Annotated in this window: 5 protein-coding genes; all 5 read right to left on the bottom strand. The window is 71.8% G+C overall.

The window, feature by feature from the left end; translation table 11 throughout:
* Positions 1 to 51: 51 nt before the first annotated feature.
* Genes GJG85_RS08335 through GJG85_RS08315 form a run of 5 tightly spaced genes read right to left on the bottom strand, consistent with a single transcriptional unit; the run spans position 52 to position 19,460 of the window.
* Complete coding sequence (locus tag GJG85_RS08335) at positions 52 to 2,316, bottom strand: TonB-dependent siderophore receptor (RefSeq protein ID WP_089488426.1); 2,265 nt, start codon at positions 2,314 to 2,316, stop codon at positions 52 to 54.
* 22 nt (positions 2,317 to 2,338) lie between these two features.
* Positions 2,339 to 3,715 (bottom strand): lysine N(6)-hydroxylase/L-ornithine N(5)-oxygenase family protein, encoded by a 1,377-nt coding sequence (locus tag GJG85_RS08330; RefSeq protein WP_124556438.1) that lies wholly within the window; start codon positions 3,713 to 3,715, stop codon positions 2,339 to 2,341.
* A gap of 33 nt (positions 3,716 to 3,748) precedes the next feature.
* Positions 3,749 to 4,780: a GNAT family N-acetyltransferase gene (locus GJG85_RS08325; protein ID WP_050012614.1), complete on the bottom strand. Its 1,032-nt coding sequence runs from the start codon at positions 4,778 to 4,780 to the stop codon at positions 3,749 to 3,751.
* Positions 4,770 to 9,758, bottom strand: coding sequence for a non-ribosomal peptide synthetase (locus GJG85_RS08320; protein WP_050012613.1), 4,989 nt, complete (start codon positions 9,756 to 9,758; stop codon positions 4,770 to 4,772). The genes GJG85_RS08325 and GJG85_RS08320 overlap by 11 nt, the downstream gene beginning before the upstream one ends.
* Before the next feature lie 9 nt (positions 9,759 to 9,767).
* The gene (locus GJG85_RS08315; RefSeq protein ID WP_204383229.1) at positions 9,768 to 19,460 is read right to left on the bottom strand and encodes a non-ribosomal peptide synthetase; all 9,693 of its coding nucleotides are present in this window, start codon (positions 19,458 to 19,460) and stop codon (positions 9,768 to 9,770) included.
* Positions 19,461 to 19,678 lie beyond the last annotated feature (218 nt).

Below are 19,678 nucleotides of genomic sequence, written 5' to 3'. Positions count from 1 at the left end.
GCCGGCCTGCCCCGGCTACGAAGGCCGGCCGGCGAGCCGCGGCGCGCGACGTCACCAGTTGTATTTCGCGGTGGCGATCACCGTGCGGTCGGTCCCGAAGATGCAGACGTTGTTCGACTGGCAACCGCTGATGTAATGGCGGTTGAACAGGTTCGTCCCGTTCACCGCGAAGCGCCAGTTGCGCATGTCGTAATGCAGGCCCGCGTCGAACAGCGTGACGCTCGATACCGTCAGCGAGTTGTCGGCCGCACCGGCCGACGCGCTCTGGTAGCGAATGCCGCCGCCGAGGCCGAAGCCGGCGAGCGGCCCCGTGTACCAGGTCCAGTCGGTCCACAGCGACGCCATCTGGCGCGGACGCGGAATGTCGACCGGCCAGTTGTTCAGCGAAACGTCGTTGGCCTGCACGTTCTTCACGTCCTGATAGACGTACGACGCGATCACCGACAGGTTGCGCGTGACCTTGCCGGTCGCGCTCAACTCGATCCCGCGCGAACGCACTTCGCCCGTCTGCACCGACTTCGTGCCGGTCGGGTCCTGGCTCGGCAGCGCCGACGTGAGCACGTTGGTCTGGTTGATCTGGTAGATCGCCGCGTTCAGCATCAGGTTCTTGCCGGGCGGCTGCCAGCGCAGGCCGGCTTCGATCTGCTTGCCGCGCGTGGGCTGCGGCAGTCCGCCGCCGACCAGGTTCACGCCGATCAGCGGATTGAACGACGTCGCGTAGCTGACGTACGGCGACAGCCCGTAGTCGCCCTGGTACGTGAGGCCGACGCGGCCCGTGAACGCCGTCACGTCGGCCTTCGTCGACGTGCCGGCCGCGCGGTCGTCCTGCCGCATGTTGACCCAGTCCTCGCGGCCGCCGAGCGTCAGCGTCCAGCGGTTCCACTTGATCTGGTCCTGCGCGTACAGGCCGAACGTGTTCAGCGTCGTGTACGTGTTGGTGCGGAACGTCGCGTCGGGCGTGAACACCGCCGTCGTGACCGGCTGGTACACCGGGTTGTAGATGTTCAGCGGCGGTGCGGCGGCGAGCCACTCGCTGTCGGTCGCGGTCTGCCGGTTGTACTGGAAGCCGAGCAGCAGCGTGTGCTGCAGCGGGCCCGTCGCGAAGCGGCCCTCGAGGTTGTTGTCGATGTCGAAGCGGCTGTAGTTCATCTGGAACACGCCGGCCCAGCGCGACACGTCGGTCGTGCTGCCGTCGACGAAGCCGTTGCCGAACACCGAGCCGTTGTCGAGCGACAGGTGCATCAGCCGCGTATTCTGGCGGAACGTCCAGGCCGGCGTCAGGTTGCGCTCGAACTGGTAGCCGACCGACCACTGCTTCTTGCGGTAGTAGTTGAAGCTGCCGTCGCCTTCGTAGATGTCCTTGTTGATCTGGCCGTTCGGGTTCGGCAGCACCGTGCCCTGCGCGGGCAGGAAGTTCGACGAGATGTCGCCCCAGTCCTGCAGGTAGGTCGCGGACAGCGTCAGCGACGTATCCGCGTCCGGGCGCCAGCGGAACGACGGCGCGAGCGCGACGCGCTGGTCGTTGTTCGGGCCCGTCATGGCGTTGCCGTCGCGCGCGACGCCGACGAAGCGGTACGCATACTTGCCGTCCGGATCGAGCTTGTCGCCGACGTCGATCATGAACTGCTTGCGCGCGTAGTTGCCGATCTGCACGCCGGCTTCGCGCACGCGCTCGCCGTCGGCGAGCTTGGTGTGCACGTCGATGATCGCGCCCGGATCGCCCGCGCCGTACAGCACCGAGGTCGGCCCGCGCAGCACGCTGATGCTGTCGATCATGTACGGGTCGACGCGCCAGCTCGCGAGGTTGATCGTGTTCGGCACCTGCAGTCCGTTCACGTAGGCGGTCGGCGTGAAGCCGCGCAGCGCAGCGTACCAGTCGGAGCGGTTGTCCGACCCGTACGACGAGAAGCCCGGCACGTAGCGCAGCGCCGCGTTCACGTCGGTGGCGCCGGTCATCTCGATCTGCTGCGCGGTGACGACGTTGATCGTCTGCGGGATCTCGTTGAGCGGCGTGTCGGTCTTGGTGCCGGTCGTGCTGCGCTTCGCGACGAGTCCGACCGTGCCGTCGCCGGCCGAGGCCGCGTTGACGGTGATCGCCGGCAGCGTGCCGTTCTGCGCGGTGCTCGACGTTGACGTCGTCGCGCCGCTTTGCGCACTGCTGGCCGACGCCGCGGCGCCCGCGTTCACGGCCGGCGCCGTCTGCGCGTACGCGTGCCCTGCCGCCGCCGTACCGAACGCGACGCTTGCCGCGGCTGCGATCGCACGCAAACGCGTGCCTGTTGCCCACTCCATCTTCTTCTGCTCCACTTTTTTCATGCGGTCTCCGACCGCGCCTTTGTCAAAGAGCGAAAGCCATCCGGCCCGCGCTCACCCCGTTGTTCGGTCGTTTTTCGTGCGTGGCCCGCGCCGCGCCTTCGTCGTGCGCGGGTGCGATCCCGTCCTCGAGCGACGCGCAGATCTCGTCGGCGCGGCGCGCCAGTACCGACAGCAGCGTGTCGGACAGGCCGTGGCTGTCTTCGCAGCAGCCTTGCAGGTAGATGCGCGGCGCGAAGTGCTCGGGCGTCGCGAGCAGGTAGTCGCGCGTGACGTCGCCGCGCGTGAGCGCATCGCCCAGGTGCGGCGCGAGCCCTTCGAGCAGCGCCGAATGCGTGTCGCGGCGGTAGCCGGTCGCGAGCACGAGTGCGTCGAAACGCTCGACGCGCGTGGCGCCGCTCATCCGGTCGCGCAGCGTCAGCTCGATGCGGCCGTCGGCGGTGCGCACCGCGGCCTCGATCGCGCTGTTCGCGAGCAGCGCATGACGCGGCGTGCCGTCGATGCGCTGCAGATAGAGCATTTCGTAGATCTGCTCGATCAGCGGCCGGTCGACCACCGCGTAGTTCGTGTCGCGATAGCGCTCGAGCAGCGCGCGGCGCGCGTCGTGCGGCTGCGCATAGACGACGTCGGTGAATTCGGGGCTGAAGATTTCGTTGACGAACGGGCTGTCGTCGGCCGGCTTCAGCGCGCCCGCGCGCATCACGAGGCTCGCGTCGACGTGCGGGAAGCGGCGCGCGAGGTCGATGAACACCTCGGCCGCGCTTTGCCCCGCGCCGATCACCGCGACGCGGCGGCGCTCGCCGTCGGGCGACGCGACGAGCCGGTCGATGTCGGCCAAATACGTCGACGAATGGATCACGCGGTCGCGGCCGAGCGCGGCGAACGCATCGGGAATCGCCGGCGTGCCGCCGACGCCCACCGACAGCGCGCGCGTGACGCGCTGGCGCTCGTGGCCGGCCGCGTCGCGCGACAGCACGCGCAGCGCGTCGATCTTCGCGCCGTCGCCGCGCACGGGTTCGATCCCGAGCACGGTCTCGCTGTAATGGACGCGATCGTCGAACGCGTCGGCCACCCAGCTCAGGTAGTCGTGGAATTCGACACGGGTCGGATAGAAGTTCTTCAGGTTGATGAATTCGTTCAGCCGGCCGCGTTCGAACAGGTAGTTGATGAACGTGTAGCGGCTTTTCGGATCGCGCATCGTCACGAGATCCTTCAGAAACGAGATCTGCATCCGGCAGTCGTCGAGCAGCATCCCGCGATGCCAGCCGAACTCCGGCTGGCGCTCGATGAAGCAATGGGCGAGCGTGTGCGCGCCGCCGCGCTCCGCGAGGCGCACGGCCAGCGCCAGATTCGACGGCCCGAAGCCGACGCCGATCAGGTCGAATACGGTTTCTCTCTGCATGTCTCAGCTCCCTTTATCGGTGAATCCGGCCCGTCAGACGTGACGGCCGGAGAAGAACGTCTCGCGCAGCGTGCGCATCCACAGCGGCTGCGCGTCGGCCAGCGCGAGACGGCGCTGCCGCGCGAAGCCATGCCGCGCGAGATGGTCGGCAACCCGCGTGTGGCCGGCCGGAACGGCACAGCCGACCGCTTCGGTACGCAGGTCGTCGAGAAACAGGTAATGCACGACGGACGGCAGCCAGCCGGCCACGCGGTGCGCACCGCGCCAGCGCGGCTCGCCGACCAGCATCCGCAGCCCGCGGTCGTAGTCGCGCGCCGCGACGTGCGGCGCGAGCGCGTCCTCCTTCAGCCAGAACGCTTCGAAATACGCGAACGGCTCGTCGTCGAAACAGCCGACCAGCCGCGTCACGTGCGGATCGGTTTCCTGCGCGCCTTCCGCGCCGCGTGGCGCGGGCTGTGCGCCGGGCCAGCCGTCGCGCACACGCGGCTCGTCGAACCAGCGCGCGAGCCGCTCGGTGTCTTCCGCCGGCTGCCAGCCGCGCAGCGTGAAGCGCACGCCGAGCGCCGGCAGGTCGCGCGCATAGACGTCGCCGCGCGGTGCGGGCGGACGGCGCGGATGACGCCGGCCGTCGGTGATCGTCGGCAGCGTCGCGCACGGCAGCGCCGCGCCGACGCGCCACAGGTCGGCCTGCTGCGCCCAGCCGTCGCGCAGGCAGCGGCCGCCGTCGGCCAGCACGCCGCTCGCGCGCAGCGCGTCGAGCGCGACCGCCGGCCATGCGGCCGGGTCGAGCCGAATCGCCGCGTGGCGCGCGCTGTCCGAGAACGCCGCGGCGAGTGCGGCCAGCAGCGCCCGCCGCTGATCGGCCGGCGCCGCGCGATGGTTATAGGCGACGAGGCGCAGCGCGCCGTCGTCGCCGAGCTGCGCGCGCAGCAACTGCGCGCCGATACCGTCGCCCTGCGCGACGCGGATCTCCGCGCCGTCGCGCGCGGCGAACAGGCCGTCCGCGAACGCGAGGCGGTAGGTATCGAGCATCGTGAATCCGTCCGGGCGCACTTCAGCCAGCATGGCGCGCCTCCTGTCCCGTTTCCGCTTGCGCATCGAGCCGCGCGCCGAGCGCCGCGAGCGTCGGCGCCGCGAACACGTCGGCGACCGTCAGCGCATGACCGGCACGACCGGCCACGTCGACGAAGCGCACGACGTCGAACGACGTCGCGCCGGCTTCGAACAGGTCTGCATCGGCCTCGGGTGCGGCCGTCGCGAACGTGTCCGACCACAGCGCGGCGAGCGCGGCGGCCGCATGGGACGACATTGCATGGGGCTGGGTCGCGGCGCCGGCGCGTGCGCCGGACGCAGCGTGCGCGGCTGCGTGCTTATCAGGTGCGCCGAGCGCCGCCTCCGACGCGCCGGCGAACCGCGCGACTTCGTCGTGATACAGATCGACGAGCGTCTCGACGAAATCGCGCGCGAGCAGTTCGTCCGCATACGAGAACGCGGCGCTCACGCGGCCATCCGGATGCTCGACGACGTCCAGCTCCAGCGTGAACACGACGCGATGGCGCACGTCGTCGAATCCGGCCAGCGACAGACCGGCCCAGTCGCGTGCGGCGGCGCCGGTCGGGCGCAGGTAGTTGAACATCACCTGGAACAGCGGATTGGCCTGCGCGGCGCGCGGCGCACGCAGCGCGGCCACGACGTCGGCGAACGGCACGTCGGCATGCGCATATGCGGCAAGCGCCGTGTCGCGCACTTGCGCGAGCACGTCCGCACGGCGCGCGGACGGGGCGATCCGCGTGCGCACGACGACCGAGTTGATGAACAGGCCCAGCGCGGCGCGGGCCGCGTCGCCCGTGAGTTCGCGCGTCGACGCGAGCACGCCGACCGGCTGGTCGGCCGCGCCCGTCGCGCGGAACAGCGCGGTGTTGAGCGCCGCGTGCAGCAGCATCGGCAGCGTCGCGTGCGAGGCCGACGCGGCGTCGCGCGCGGCGCGAATCAGTGGCGCATCGAATTCGAATGCGATGCGGGCCGCGCGCCATTGCGGCACGGCCGGCGCATCGGTGCGCTGCGGCAATATGCGCGACGGCAGATCGGCGAGCGCATCGCACCAGTACGCGACGCGCGCCGGATGGCACGGCGCGGGCAGCACGAGCGGTGGCGCGGCCGGTTCGACGGCTTCACCGGCCGGCACGGCGCTGCGCTGCACGCGGGCGACATAGCGGGCGCGCACCGCGTCGAGCCACAGCTCGATCGATTCGCCATCCGACACGATGTGGTGGATCGTCACCGACAGCACGTGATCGTCCGCGCCGAGCCGCAACACGCGGGCGCGCCACAGCGGCGCGTCGGCCGCGAGGTCGAACGGGGCGAGCGCATCCGCGTCGGTCAGCGCGGTCGCGCGAGCCAGCGCATCGGCTTGCGCCGACAGGTCGATCACCGGCAGATCGACGGCAACGTCTGCGTCGATCCGCTGGCCCGGCAGCGCGCCGTCGCGGACGACGAGCCGCGCGCGCAGCGCCGGATGCCCGGCGGCGGCATCCGCGAACGCGGCGCGCAGCGCATCGACGTCGAGCGGGCCGCGCACGCGCAGCGCGACCGGAATGTTGTATGCGGCGCTGTCCGGCTGCGCGCGCCACAGGAACCACAGGCCGAGCTGCGCGGGCGACAGCGGCCACACGCCGTGCGCGTCCGGTTTGGCCATGGCGACGCCCGGCGCCGTGGCGCCGGTATGCGCGGCGCGCGGCGCATCGGCCACCTGCCGCGCGTATGGCGCGAGCACGGGCGCCTCGAACAACGCACGCACCGGCACGTCGCGGCCGAGCCGCTCGGCCACGCGCGTCGCGACGCGCACGGCTGCCAGCGAATGGCCGCCGAGGTCGAAGAAGTGATCGCCGCGGCCCACGCGTTCGAGGTTCAGCACGTCGCACCAGATCGCCGCGAGCGCGGCTTCGTCGCCGTCGTGCGGTGCCTCGTACGCACGTTCGACCCGCACCGGCGCCGGCAACCGCGCGCGGTCGACCTTGCTGTTCGCGTTGCGCGGCAACGCATCGAGCACGATCAGTTGCGCGGGCACCATGTAGTCGGGCAGCGTGCGGCGCAGGTGCGCATCGAGCGTCGCGGCTTCGACCGGCTGCGCGGCCGCCTGCGCTTCGGCGGTCAACTCGACATACGCGACGAGTTGCGCGAGCGCGCCCTGTCCGTGCACGACCGCGCAGGCTTCGCGCACCGCGTCGTGCGCGGCGAGCTGCGCTTCGATTTCGCCGAGTTCGATGCGCAGGCCGCGCAGCTTCACCTGATGATCGACGCGGCCGATGAAATCGAACACGCCGTCCGCGCGGCGCCGCACGAGATCGCCGGTCCGGTACAGCCGCGCGCCCGGCGCACCATACGGATCGGGCACGAAACGCTCGGCCGTCAGCGCCGGCCGGTCGAGGTAGCCGCGTGCGACGCCGATGCCCTCGCCGCCCAGATACAGTTCGCCGATCACGCCGACCGGCAGCGGATGCAGCCGCGCATCGAGCACGTGCGCGGTGCGCGCGCCGACCAGCGTACCGATCGGCAGATACGCGGCGTCGCCGAGCTTCGCGAGATCGTCGCCGGGACGGAACATCCACAGCGTCGGCGTGATGACCGTTTCGGTCGGGCCGTAGCCGTTGACCACGCGCACGTTCGGCAGCGCGCGGCGCAGCATCGCGAACGCCTCGCGCGACGTCGCCTCGCCGCCGACGGTCAGCGAACGCAGCGTCGGCGGCGCGCCGTGCGCGAGCGCCCATTCGGCGAGCTGGGCCGCGCAGCCGGGCGGCACGTAGGTCATCGTCACGCCGTCGCGGATCATCATCGCGCAGGTCTGCGCGGGCGGCCACAGCACGTCGGCCGTCACCGACACGGCGGCGCCCGACATGTATTGCGAAAACCAGCCTTCGTGCGCGCCGTCGAAATTGACCGACTGGAACAGCAGGAACACGTCGTGCTCGCCCGCGCCGTAGCGCTCGGCGATCGCCGCGCAATGCAGCGCGAACGACGCGTGGTCGACGATCACGCCCTTCGGCTTGCCGGTCGAACCCGACGTGTAGATCGCATACGCCGCATGACCGGGCAGCACGTCCGGCAGCGCGACATGCGCGGCTTCGTCGAGCGCAGCGATTTCGTCCGCGCGCCAGATGCGCAATTCAGGCAAGTCGGGCAGCGACGCGGCGCTCGCGGCGTCGGTCAGCACGTGCGCAATGGCCGCATCGCCGACGATCTGCGCGAGCCGTTCGCGCGGATGAGCCGGATCGAGCGGCACGAACGCGGCGCCCGACTTCAGCACCGCGATCAGCGCGACGAGCAGGTCGACCGAGCGCTGCAGCGCGACGCCGACGCGCATCTCGGGCCGCACGCCGGCCGCCACCAGATGGCGCGCCAAACGTGCGGCACGGGCATCGACCTCGCCGCGCGTCAACGCGCGATCGATATCGGCGACACCGCGTGCGTCGGGCCGCGCGTGCGCATGGGCGGCGATGCGTGCATGCACCGGTACGAACGGCTCGGCGGCGGTCGCGCCGGCCGGCGCGTTCCACGCGAAGAGCTGCGCGCGTTCGTCGGCGGGCAGCCAGTCGAGATCGCCGATCGGCAGATCGGGGCGCGCGAGCGCATCGGTCAGCAGCGTGACGAAGCGCGCGGCCAGCCGTGCGATCGCATCCGCGTCGAACAGGTCGAGCGCGTAGATGAAGGCGGCGTCGAACGTGCCGTCCGGCGTCGCTTCGACGGACAGCGTCAGGTCGAATTTCGCGGACGGCGTACCCGACGGCAGCAGCGCGGCCGACGCCGCGCCGAGCGGCGGCAGCGCGCGGCGTTCGCCATACGCGGCCATCACCTGGAACAGCGGATGGTGGCTCGCGCTGCGCGGCACGCCGAGCGCGTCGACCACCTGCTCGAACGGCACGTCCTGGTGCATCTGCGCATCGACGAGCGCACGCTGCGTACGCGCGACCAGCGACGAGAAATCGCCGTGCGCGGGCACGTCGACGTCGATCGCGAGCGTATTGACGAAGAAGCCGATCAAGCCGGCGACTTCCGCGCGCTCGCGGTTCGCGGCCGGCACGCCGACGCAGATCCGCGCGTCGCCGGTCGCGCGCGCCAGCAGCGCATCGAGCGCGGCGAGCAGCACCGCGAACGGCGTCGCGCCGGACGCGGCCGCGAACGCGCGCAACTGCGCAGCGACGCGCGCGTCGAGCGAAAACACATGGCGCGCGCCGCGCGCACTGCGACGGGCCGGCCGTGCGGTCGCGCCGGGCAGCGTCAGCACGCCGCGCTGCGGATCGAGCCGTTCGCGCCAGAACGCGAGCTGACGGTCGCGCTCGCCGGCATCGAGCCAGCGGCGCTGCCACAGCGCGTAGTCGGCGTACTGAATCGGCAGCGGCGCGAGCGTCACCGGTTCGCCCGACGCATACGCGCGATAGAACGCCGCAAGCTCGAACAGCATCACGCCCGACGACCAGCCGTCCGACACGATGTGATGGACGGTCAGCGCGAGCCAGTGATGCGTCGCGTCGAAGCGCACCAGATGCGCGCGCACGAGCGGCGCCGTGCCGAGATCGAACGGCTCGGCTTCGTCGGCCGTCGCGACGGCTTCCGCGCGTGCCGCGCGCTGCGCGTCCGGCAACGCTTCGAGATCGGTTTCGCGCCACGGGCAGCGCAGCGGTGCGTGGATCGTCTGCGCGACGCCGTCCTGCGCTTCGTCGAAGGTCGTGCGCAGCGCCTCATGGCGCGCAATCAACGCGTCGCATGCAAGACGCAGCGCGTGCACGTCGAGCGGCCCCGTCAGCGCGAGGCGCTCGGTGATGTGATACGCGTCCGGCGCATCGATCAGCCGCGCGTGCAGCCACAGCCGCGTCTGCGCGAACGATGCCGGCACGCGATCGCTGCGCGGCGTGCGCGGCGGGATCGGCAGCACGCGGAAGTCGATGCCGGCCGCGCCGAGCTTGTCGATGAAGACCGCACGCTGCGCGTCGGGCAGTTGCGCGAAACGCGTCGCGAGCGCGAGCCAGTCGGGTTGAACCTTCGTCATCCGTCGTCCTTATTGGGTTTCCAGTTCGCCGAGCAGCGCGTCGATCGCGCTCGCCGCATCGGTCGCGCCGCGTGCCGCGCAGGCCACGTCGATCGCTTCCGCGCAGCGCGCCAGCGTGCGCGTGTCGAACAGCGTGCGCAGCGGCAGCGCGAGCCCCCAGTGCAGGTTCGCCTGCGCGTGGGCCTGCGTCGCGAGCAGCGAGTGGCCGCCGAGCAGGAAGAAATCGCCGTCGCGGCCGATCGCGTCCACATGCAGCACGCGCTGCCAGATGTCGGCGAGCGCGCGCTCGGTATCGGTCGCGAGTTCGACGGCTTCGGTCGCTTCGCGCACCGGCGCGGGCAGCGCATGGCGGTCGCATTTGCCGTTCGGCGTGACCGGCAATGCATCGAGCTCGATCAACTGCGACGGCACCATGTACGCCGGCAGTTGCGCGCGCAACGCACCGAGCAGCGCCGCACGGTCGAGCGGGCCCGCGTCGCCGCGCGCGACATAGCCGATCAGTTGCTCGTCGCGCACGACCACGACCGCATCGTTGACGCCCGGCGCCGCGCGCAGCAGCGCCTCGATCTCGCCCGGCTCGATCCGCTGGCCGCGCAGCTTCACCTGCGTGTCGACGCGGCCGAGGTAGTCGAGCGCGCCGTCCGCGCGCCGGCGTGCGAGGTCGCCGGTGCGGTACATGCGGGCGCCTGGCACGAACGGATCGGGCACGAACCGCTCGGCAGTCAGCGCCGGACGGCCGAGATAGCCGCGTGCAAGGCCCGCGCCCGCGAGATACAGTTCGCCGGTCGCGCCGGCCGGCACCGGCTGCCACGCGGCATCGAGCACGTGCAGTTGCAGGTTCGCGATCGGATGGCCGATCGGCACCGCGACCGCCTGCGCGTCGTCGGGGCCGCAGGTCCAGTGCGATACGTCGATCGCGGCCTCGGTCGGCCCGTACAGGTTCACGAGCGTCGCGTTCGGCAACAGGCGCGCCATCTTCGCGACGAGCTCGGGCGCCAGCGCCTCCCCGCTCGCGACGATCAGGCGCACGCTGTCGCATTGCGCGGCGGCCGAGAAATCGTCGAGATGCGCGGCGAACGCGGCCAGCATCGACGGCACGAAATGCAGCACCGTCACGCCGTGCGCGTGGATCGCGGCGGCCAGGCGCGCCGGGTCGCGGTGATCGCCCGGCGCGGCGATCGCGAGCTTCGCGCCGATCGCGAGCGGCCACACGAATTCCCACACCGACACGTCGAAGCCGAACGGGGTCTTGTGCAGCACGACGTCGTCGTGCGTCAGCCGGTACGCGTGCTGCATCCACGCGATCCGGTTCGCAAGCGCGCCGTGCGTGTTGCCGGCGCCCTTCGGCTTGCCGGTCGAGCCGGACGTGTAGATCAGGTACGCGAGCTGCGCGTCGTCGATCGCGGCGGCTTCGTGGTCGATTTCGCGCGCTTCGTCGGCCAGCAAGTCCGCGACCGTCAGCAATTGCGTGTCGGCGCCCTCGCCCAGCGCGGCCTCGACCTGCTCGCGCAGATGCGCCTGCGTGATCGCGACGGCCGGCCGCGCGTCGCGCAGCAGGTACGCAATGCGCTCGGCCGGATAGTCGGGATCGACCGGCAGGTACGCGGCGCCGGCCTTCAGCACGCCGACGAGCGCCATCACCATGTCGAACGAGCGCTCGACGCACAGCGCGACGGGTGTGTCGGGCTGCACGCCGCGCCGGCGCAGTGCGGCGGCGATGCGCGACGTCGCGGCGTCGAGTTCGCGATAGGTCGCGCGCTGCACGCGGCCGTGAGCGTCCGCGTATTCGAGCGCGGTCGCGTCGGGTGTCGCCCGTGCCGCGTCGGCGAATTGCAGGTGCAGCGGCTGCCGCTGTTCGGACGGCCAGACATGTGCGGTGTGCTGCGCATGCACGAGCGTATCGCGGGTCGCATCGTCGGCGATCGACAGCGTGCCCAGCAGCGCGTCCGGCGTACGGGCCAGCGCATCGAGCGCGCAGGCAAACGCGCGATGCCAGGTCTCGACCTGACGCGCGTCGACGCGTGCGGTGTCGTAGCCGTAGTCGATCGTCAGTTCGGCGCCGCTTTCGATGACGAGCGTCAGCGCGAAATCGGTCGCTTCGATGCTGCGTATGCCGCTCAACGCCAGCGCGCGCGGATCGGCGTCACGCACGGACTCGTCCACCGGATAGTTCTCGAACACGACCAGCGTGTCGAACAGCGCGCCGCCCGACCCGCGCGCCCAGCGCTGGATGTCGGCGAGCGGCGTGTGTGCGTGTTCGGCGGCCGCCGCGTTCTCGCGTTGCAGCGCTTGCAGCCAGTCGGCCGCACGTTGCTGCGGCGCCGGCGCGGTGATGACCGGCAGCGTGTTGATGAAGAGGCCGAGCACCGAGTCGACGTCCGCAAGCGCATCGGGGCGGCCGGCGACGGTCGCGCCGAACGCGACGGCCGGCTGGTGCGTCATCCGCTGCAGCGCGAGCGCCCATGCGCCCTGCACCAGCGTGTTGACGGTCAGCTTCAGCGCGCGGGCGGTTTGCGCGACGCGCGCCGTCGTGTCGGCGTCGAGCGTCGCGCGCCACGTGACCATCTCGGCATCCGCGCGATCGGCCGTGCGCTCCGCGATCAGCGTCGGTGCATCGAGCCGCGCCAGGCGGTCGGTCCAGAAGTGCTCGTCGGCGTCGCGGTCGCGCGTGCCGAGCCATGCGATGAAATCGCGATAGCGCAGCGCCGGGCGGCTCGCGAACGGCGACACGGCGTCCGGGTCGCGGTAGTCGCGCAGCACGTCGGCGAGCAGGCGCGCGGTGCTCCAGCCGTCGAGCAGCACGTGGTGGCGCGTCCAGACGACCCGCCACGCATCGTCCGTCACGCGGATCAGCGTGAGCCGCATCAGCGGCGGCGCGCGCCAGTCGAAGCCGCGCGTGCGGTCGGCCGCGAGCCATGCGTCGAAATCGGCGTCGAGCGTGTCGCCGCGCGTGCGCCAGTCGAGTTGCTCGACCGGCATGCGTGCGTGCCGATGCACGCATTGCAGCGGCGCGGCTTCGTCCGGCATCACGCTCGTGCGCAGGATGTCGTGACGCGCGACGGACGCGTCGAATGCGGCCGCGAGCCGGTCGGCGTCCAGCGCGGTCGCGGTCGCGACGAGCTGGTTCACGTAGCTCGCGTGGCCGGGCGCGAACAGCGCATGGAACAGGATGCCCTGCTGCATCGGCGACAACGGATACACGTCGTCGATCGCGCGCCAGTCGAGCGGCGCGCGTTCGATCGCGGCCTGCGTGAGGCCGGCGGCCTGCGCGAGCGGGAAATCGCCCGGCGTCGCGCCGGCGCCGCGATGCGCGACGCGCGACACGCATGCATCGACGAGTTCGCGCAGCGCGGTCGCGAAGCGTTCGGCGAATGCGTCGATCGTCGCGCGTTCGAATTGCGGCGCACCGTAGACCCAGTGCACCTTCAGCGTGCGCGCGCCGTCGCCGTCCGTGTCGAGGTACGCATGGATCGCGAGCGTATTGCCGAGCGGGCCTCGAGGATCGCGCTCGACGCCGGTGCCGCCGAAGCGCGGGACGAGCGTCGCGTCGCGCGGCGCGTCGAACTGGCCGAGATAGTTGAACGTGACGCGCGGACGCGGCACGGCGGCCAGCGCCGCACGCGTGGCCGCATCGCCGTAGTGCGCGAGCACGCCGAAGCCGAGCCCCTTGTGCGGCACCGCGCGCAGCGTGTCCTTGACCGCGCACAGCGTGTCGCGGGCCGTGGCTGCGACCGGCAGCGTCACCGGGTAATGGCTCGTCAGCCAGCCGATCGTGCGGCTGGCATCCGCGTCGTCGAACAGCGCTTCGCGGCCATGCCCCTCGAGTTCGACCCGGCACGATGCGGCACCGCGCGCGCCGGCCAGCGCGAGTGCGAGCGCCGCGCCGAGCAGCTCGATCGTCTGCGTGCGATAGGCCGCGTGCGCGTCGGTCAGTGCGGCGCGGGTCAATGTCGCGTCGATCGTCTGCACGACGACGGCCGCATCGGCGTTCGTCGCCGCTGCGTCGGGGTGATCGGGCGCGATGTCGTCGCCCTGCGCCGTGCCGGCCCAGTAGGCGGCTTCCGCTGCGAACGGCGACACCGGTTCCGTTGCCGCGCGGGCGAGCCGTGCGGCCCAGGCGTCCGCGCGCAGGCCTGGCTGCGACAGGCGGGCCGGCGTGCGCTCGCATGCCGCGCGGTAGGCGGTGTCGAGATCGTCGAGCAGGATGCGCCACGACACGCCGTCGACGATCGCATGGTGAATCGCGAGATAGAGCCGCGTCGAACCGTCCGGCAGCCGTGCCGCGCATGCGCAGGCGAGCGGCCCGTTGCCGAGATCGAGACGGCGTTGCAGCGCGTCGAAGCGCGCCAGTGCATCGGCTTCGTCGCGTGCGGCGACTTCGACGAACGGCAGCGCGTCGTACGGCTTCGCCGCATCGCTCGCGTGCCACGTGCCGTCGGCGGCGCATGCGAAGCGCTGGCGGAATGCGTCGTGATGTGTGAGCAACGCGTCGAATGCGCGCGCGAATGCGTCCGCGTCGAACGCGCCGCGCACGTCGAACGACACCGACTGGTTCCAGTGGCCGCGGTGCGGGATATCGAGCGCGAAGAAGCGCTGTTGTGCGGGCGTCAGGATCGGCTTGGCAGCCGGCGTGGCCGTTGCAGGCGCAACCGCAGGGTGCTGCGCGGTGACGGCCGTGTCATCCGTTTTCGCGACGCGCGCGAGTTCGGCGACGGTCGGCCCGTCGAACAGCTGCTTCGGCGTGAAGCGGACACCGCGCTTGCGCGCCCGGGCGATCACCTGCAGCACGAGGATCGAGTCGCCGCCCAGTTCGAAGAAGTTGTCGTCGCGGCCGACCTTCGGCGCCTTCAGCACGGCCTGCCAGACATCGGCAAGCACCGTTTCGACCGCGCCTTGCGGTGCATCGCCGGACGCGACCACAACCGGCACGGCGGCCAGTTCGCGCAATGCCGCGCGATCGATCTTGCCGTTCGCGGTCACCGGCAGACGCGCGAGCGAGACAAACTGCGCGGGCACCATGTAGTCGGGCAGCGTCGCGGCCAGCGCGGCGCGCACCGCGGCTTCGTCGAACGCCGCGCCGTCGCGCATCACGACGAACGTCGCGAGCCGCAGGCGGCCATCGTGCTCGATCGCGAGCGTCTCGGCCTGCGCGATCGGGCCGGTCGTGCGCACGGCCGCACTCACCTCGCCCGGCTCGACGCGGTAGCCGCGAATCTTCACCTGGTCGTCGATGCGGCCGAGGAATGCCAGACGGCCGTCCGTGCGCAACCGCACGCGGTCGCCCGTCCGATACAGCCGCGCGCCCGGCGTGAAAGGATCGGGCACGAAGCGCTCCGCCGTTTGCGCGGGCCGGCCGAGGTAGCCGCGCGCGACGCCCGGCCCGCCCAGATACAGCTCGCCGGTCGCGCCGGCCGGCACGCACGCGCCGAACGCGTCGAGCACCAGCGCGCGCGCATTCGGCAGCGGCAGGCCGAGCGGCACGCCGCTCGCCGGATCGCGCGCGTCGGCGGCAATCGACGCCGTGTCGCACACGATCGCGCCGACCGTCGCTTCGGTCGGCCCGTAATGGTTGATCACGCGGCAGGCCGGCGCGAGCGCGGCCAGCCGTGCGACGAGCGCCCACGTGAGCGTTTCGCCGCCCGTCACGAGCGCGTGGCGCGGCAGCACGTCGGCCGGCACGCGCGCGTCGAGCAGCGCCTGCAGGTGGCTCGGCACGATCTTCAGCACGCCCACGTCGCGGCGGCGCATTTCGTCGGCGAACAGGTCCGGATCGAACGCGCACGCGGCCGGCAGCAGGTGCAGCGTACGGCCCGCGCACAACGCGCCGAACAGCGTCGTGTGGCCGAGGTCCGCGGCGACGGTCGACACCATCGCGAACGACGCGTCGGGCGCGAACGCGAGTTCGTCGAGCATCCCCTGCACGTAGTCGGCCAGCGCGCCGTGCGACACGACGACGCCCTTCGGCGTGCCGGTCGAGCCCGACGTGTAGATCAGGTACGCGCCCTGTTCCGGGTGCGGCGCGACGCGCATGCCGGCCGCATGGGCGAGCGTCGCGTCCTGCGCGAGCGCGTCGACGTCGAGCGGCTGCGTGTCGGTGCCGGCCGGCCACGCGGCCGGGTCCGCGACGAGCGCCCAGCGCGCGCCGCAGTCGGCGGCCGCCGCGGCGAGGCGCGCGGACGGTTGCGCCGGGTCGAGCAGCACGGCCAGCGCGCCGGCTTTCAGCGCGCCGAGCAGGCCGACGACGAACCGTGCCGAACGCTCGATGCAGACGACGACCGCCGCTTCGGCGGCGACGCCGCGTTGCGTCAGCGCCCGCGCGATGCGGTTCGATGCGTCGTCGAGTTCGGCGAACGTCAGCGAGGTCGATGCGTCAGAAAGTGCGACGCGATGCGGATAGGCAGCCGCCTGCCGCGCGAACGCGGCGACGATGTCGGCATGTTCGATGCGCAGCGCACGGCCGTCGCGCGGCTGGCGCGACGCCACCGATGCATCGCACGGCAGCGCGGCCGTCGTCGCGTGCGGTTCATGCGCGGCGGACGCGACGAGCGCCGCATAGCTGTCGAGCCACGCACGCGCGGTATCGGCATCGATGCAGTCGGTCGCATAGGCCGCGACCAGTTCGATCCCGTTCGCGTCGTCGGTGAAATCCAGCGCGAAATCGAAGCGCGCGGCGAGATCGGGCCCCGGCGTCGCGACCGCCGTGGCGCCCGGCAGCACGCTGTCGTGCCGTGCGTCGAACTGCTGCGCGAACTTCACGCGCAGCCATTCGTCGCCGCGCTTGACGGGCGGCTTCACCGCGTCGACGACGCGCTCGAACGGCACGTCCTGGTGCGCGACCGCGTCGAGCGCCGCGGTACGCGCCGCATCGACGAGCGCACGGAACGGCAGCGTCGGCGCCACGCGGACGCGCAGCGCGACCGTATTCAGGAAAAGACCCAGCAACGCACGCGTTTCGGGGCGCTGACGATGCGCGACCGGCACCGCGACGACGACGTCGGTTTCGCCGGTCAGTCGCGACAGCCATGCGTCGAGCGCAGCCAGCAGCACCGTGAAGACGGTCGCCTGCGCGTCGCGCGCGAGTTGCCGCACGTCGGCCGCGACCGCATCGGGCAGGCGCACCGATACGCGCGCGCCGTGCAGCGTGCGTGCGGCGCCCGGCTGGCGGTCGACCGGCAGCGCGAGCGGGCCCGGCACGTCGCACAACGCGCCGCGCCAGTAGTCGAGCTGGCGCTCGCCCTCGCCGCCGGCCAGCATGTCGCGCTGCCAGTCCGCGTAGTCCGCGTACTGGATCGGCAATCCGGGCAGCGACGGTTCGCGGCCTTCGGCATACGCGCAGTACGCAGCCGACAGTTCGTCGAACGCGCACCGCGAACTCCAGCCATCGGTGATCGCGTGATGCGCGGTCAGCAGCAGGCGGTGACGGTCGTCCGCGAGCACGACCAGCGTCGCGCGCAGCAGCGGGCCGCGCGCGAGGTCGAACGGTTCGGCCGCGTCGCGCTCGGCAAGACGCGCGGCTTGCGCGTCGCGGGCAGCCGGCGGCTGCTCGCGCAGGTCGACCGACGCGATCGACACCGGCAGATGCGCGTGAATCCGCTGCATCACGACGCCGTCGTCGTTGTCCACGAGTGTCGTGCGCCACGCTTCATGTCGGCCGATCACGTGATCGAGCGCGCGCTGCAGCGCGTCGCGGTCGAGCACGCCGTCGATCGTCCAGTGCGCGGCGATGTGATACGCCGCGCTTGCGTCGCGCGTTTGCGCGAGCACCCAGAAGCGTTGCTGGGCGAGCGATGCCGCACGATCGACGTACGTCGCACCCGACGCGGCCGCATCGGCCGGCGCGCGGCGCGCGGCAATCGCGGCCAGCGGTTCGCCGGTCTCGCGTTCCGCGCGGTCGACGATTTCGGCCAGTTCGGCGAGCGCCGGATCGGCGAACAGCGTGTCGAGCCGCAGGTTCACGCGCATGGCGGCACGGATCGCGGCCTGCAACTGCATCGCGGCGAGCGAATCGGCGCCCAGCGCCAAGAAACGATCGTCGCGCGACGGCGTGGCGTCGAGGCCCAGCAGCGTCTGCCAGAGGCCCGCGATCTGTTGTTCGGTCGGTGTGCGCGGCGCATCGCCCGCGGCTTGCGTCGTGTCGCGCGCGGCGGCAATCCGCTGGGCGGCAATCCGCTGGGCGGCAATCCGCTCGCGCAGCGCGGCACGGTCGAGCTTGCCGTTCAGCGTGTAAGGCAGCGCATCGCACCGCACGAACCCGTGCGGCTGCCACGCGGCCGGCAATTGCGCGGCCACATGCGCCTTCAATGCGGCATCGTCGGCCGCCGCGCGCAGCGCGACGCACGCGATCAAGCGCGTCGGCCCGTTGGCGGTGTCGGCCATCACGGCCGCGTCGGTCACGGCCGGGTGCGAGCGCAGGCACGCGGCGATTTCCGCCGGTTCCACGCGCACGCCGCGCACCTGGACCTGATCGTCGAGGCGGCCCAAATAATCGTATGCGCCGTCGTCGCGCAGGCGTGCCAGGTCGCCGGTGCGATAGACGCGCGCGCCGGGTTCACCGTCCGCATCGGGAATGAAACGCTCGGCCGTGAGCGCCGGACGACCGTGATAACCGCGTGCGACGCACACGCCACCGAGCAGCAGTTCGCCCACCCCATCGGCGTCGGCGCCGTCGATGCACGCGACCCGCGGGCCGATCACGCGGCCGATCGGCAGCGACGCATACGCGTCGTCCGCGGCCAGCACCGGCATCTCGCCCGGCTCGACCGGCCACAGCATCGGCGAGATCACGGCTTCGGTCGGCCCGTAACCGTTGATCAGGCGCACCGCCGGGAACGTGCGGCGCACGAATTCGAACGCCTGCTGCGGCAGCGCTTCGCCGCCGAACGCGAGCACGCGCAAGGCCGGCGGCACGCCGTCGCGCGCGGCGACGGCCGCGAATTCACGCAGGTACGCGGGCGGAAACGCGGCGACGTTCACGGCTTCGCGCACCATCAGCGCATGCGCGTCCACCGGCGCGAACGGCTGCGGCGGCGCCACGACGATGCCGGCGCCGACCGCGAGCGGCGCGAGCCAGCATTCGTGCGCGGCGTCGAAGTTGACCGACGCGAAATGCAGCAGACGGTCGCCGCCCTCGATCGGCAGCGCGGCCGCGAGCGCGTCGCAATGCGCGGCGAGCGGCCCGTGCTCGACGACCACCGCCTTCGGCGTGCCGGTCGAGCCCGACGTATAGATCATGTAAGCGGCCGAACGCGGATGCACGGTCACGATGTCGTCATCGAACACGTGATCCTGCGCGACGCCCGATGCTTCCACCGCTGCGTCGAACGCGTGTTCGAACGGCGTGCCGAGCGCCGCGCGGCCGGCGGCGTCGACGATGCCGTGCCGCAGTTGCGCGTCCTGCACGATCCAGTCGAGGCGCGCGGCCGGATGGCGCGGATCGAGCGGCACGAACACGCCGCCGGCCTTCAGCACGGCCAGCAGCGCGACGAACAGGTCGCCCGACCGCTCGACGCACACGCCGACCCGCACTTCGGCGCCGACGCCGGCCGCCCGCAGTTGCCGGGCGAGTTGCGACGCACGTGCGTCGAGCGCACCGCGCGACAGGCGCAGGTCGTTCTGGAAAGGCACCGCGATGGCGGGCGCGTCGGGCGCGATGCGCGCCAGTTCGCGGATTCGGTGATGCAGCGCAGTCGGGAAACTCGTCATGTGCGTGAAATCCTTCGGTCCGGCCGCTTCGGCCAAGTCTCGGGGCCGCTTGGGGCGGCTTCACTGGTGTGACGAACGACGCGGCCGATTTTTTACCGCTTTGTGCGCAAAATGCGTGCGACCGCTTTTTTTGGCGATGTCGCTAAATATTTGCGCGGCCCGTTCGTCTATCAGGAAGGAAAGCCGGAACGGGGCGCGCCCCGCCCGCCGCTTTCGCG

This window comes from Burkholderia sp. MS389, from assembly GCF_016899425.1.
GTDB lineage: Bacteria > Pseudomonadota > Gammaproteobacteria > Burkholderiales > Burkholderiaceae > Burkholderia > Burkholderia sola.
This window is presented reverse-complemented; position numbering and strand designations above follow the sequence as displayed.

Bases quoted from the DNA above. Each gene is read 5' to 3' on its own strand.
- GJG85_RS08335 (WP_089488426.1), bottom strand. From the start codon at position 2,316: ATGAAAAAAGTGGAGCAGAAGAAGATGGAGTGGGCAACAGGCACGCGT.
- GJG85_RS08330 (WP_124556438.1), bottom strand. From the start codon at position 3,715: ATGCAGAGAGAAACCGTATTCGACCTGATCGGCGTCGGCTTCGGGCCG.
- GJG85_RS08325 (WP_050012614.1), bottom strand. From the start codon at position 4,780: ATGCTGGCTGAAGTGCGCCCGGACGGATTCACGATGCTCGATACCTAC.
- GJG85_RS08320 (WP_050012613.1), bottom strand. From the start codon at position 9,758: ATGACGAAGGTTCAACCCGACTGGCTCGCGCTCGCGACGCGTTTCGCG.
- GJG85_RS08315 (WP_204383229.1), bottom strand. From the start codon at position 19,460: ATGACGAGTTTCCCGACTGCGCTGCATCACCGAATCCGCGAACTGGCG.